Origin of the sequence: Microbulbifer harenosus (assembly GCF_005771435.1) — a bacterium.
Lineage (GTDB): Bacteria > Pseudomonadota > Gammaproteobacteria > Pseudomonadales > Cellvibrionaceae > Microbulbifer > Microbulbifer harenosus.
The window spans coordinates 1-1,259 of record NZ_VANI01000045.1 but is presented as its reverse complement, the minus strand read 5'-3'; the positions used below and the strand labels follow the sequence as shown (position 1 = coordinate 1,259).

Below are 1,259 nucleotides of genomic sequence, written 5' to 3'. Positions count from 1 at the left end.
CCTCGTTGTATCGCGGCATTGCTCACTCTATGACCGCCCCCTGATACACTATTGGTTGGAAAGTGAGCGCGACATCTATCCTGACACAGGGGGCCACTGAAGGCGATTAAAAACGTCTCGTAAAATCTCTGCTTGCGAACTCCGCTCTACGGAGCACGGAGCCGCCGAATGCCTTCCGAATAATTTAAACTTTCCAGGCGGCGACACTTTGAACCCAAACACTAACGCCCAGCGCAGGCGCAGCCAGCGCGGAGCACCTTTTGTGTTAATGTTTGAGCGCCAGCGAGTAACACAAAAGGTGCGTAGCGTTGGCTGTCGCTCTGCCGCTGCTTGTTATGCAGCGCCGGCACTTTCTGCAAACATACCTGGAAATAATGATGCACAAATTATGCCTGACCATAGAGGTACGTTAATTTCTGGGTTTTCAGTTTTATATTTTTTTACAACATCCAGTATATCCATCGTAATTGCGCCACGGGTCCCGCCGTGCATCATATAAAATTCACATTCTTTCTGGCACTCTTCATATACGGTCAAGTATAAGGGGTCAGATTTTAGCTCTTCTGCAAGGGATTTATCATAGTCCAAAGTGATGGTAGGCCTCTTAAAAGGCTGATTTTCAGGTTGTTTGCGAGTCTTTTTAAAAAATCTATTGAGTAGTCGGTTTAGCATGCTTGTTTCCTAACGTTTAGGTGCATAACGCCGCAATCAGACGCGGCTTGCTTTGTGCATTTTTTGCACGAAAATGAGAGCAAAGCGACCGTGCAAAAAGTGCACAAAGTAAGACGTCGGCTGCATTGCTTTGTTAAGCCGCTAGACCTCGATAGAGAACTGAAACTCGTAGTTACTTACATCTACCAAGTTACAATTTTCTAACTTGGGTACAAACTCAGTTTTTAAAATTACCTTCAGAAGAACTGAGTCTGGCACCGTATCAGAATTCTTGCTGATTAGCTCAACGGACTTAACTTTGCCGTCGGCGCCAATTTCTAACTTAGCCAAGCCCTCAACTGCTTTGACATTGAATTTACTTGTATCTTCGAAAAGAAAGACCGGATATTTCTTAATCTGCAGATCTCGCTCTTTACAAGGTAAGCATGCAAGAGCTAGCGAAGGTAAGAAAAATACAATAAATAAGAATTTTCTCATGACTTTCTCTTAGGGCTTAACGCCCAGCGCAGGCGCAGCCAGCGCGGAGCGCATTTTGTGTTAATGTTTGAGCGCCAGCGAGTAACACAAAAGGCGCGTAGCGTTGGCTG

The 1,259-nt window shown here is 45.4% G+C and carries 2 protein-coding genes; both read right to left on the bottom strand.

Annotated elements, in window-relative coordinates; all coding sequences use genetic code 11:
- Positions 1-333: 333 nt before the first annotated feature.
- Complete coding sequence (locus tag FDY93_RS19220; RefSeq protein ID WP_138237376.1) at positions 334-672, bottom strand: hypothetical protein; 339 nt, start codon at positions 670-672, stop codon at positions 334-336.
- Between the two features lie 141 nt (positions 673-813).
- Positions 814-1,149 carry a hypothetical protein gene (locus FDY93_RS19215; RefSeq protein WP_138237375.1) on the bottom strand — a complete coding sequence of 112 codons (336 nt, stop codon included), beginning with the start codon at positions 1,147-1,149 and terminating at the stop codon, positions 814-816.
- Between the last annotated feature and the right edge of the window lie 110 nt (positions 1,150-1,259).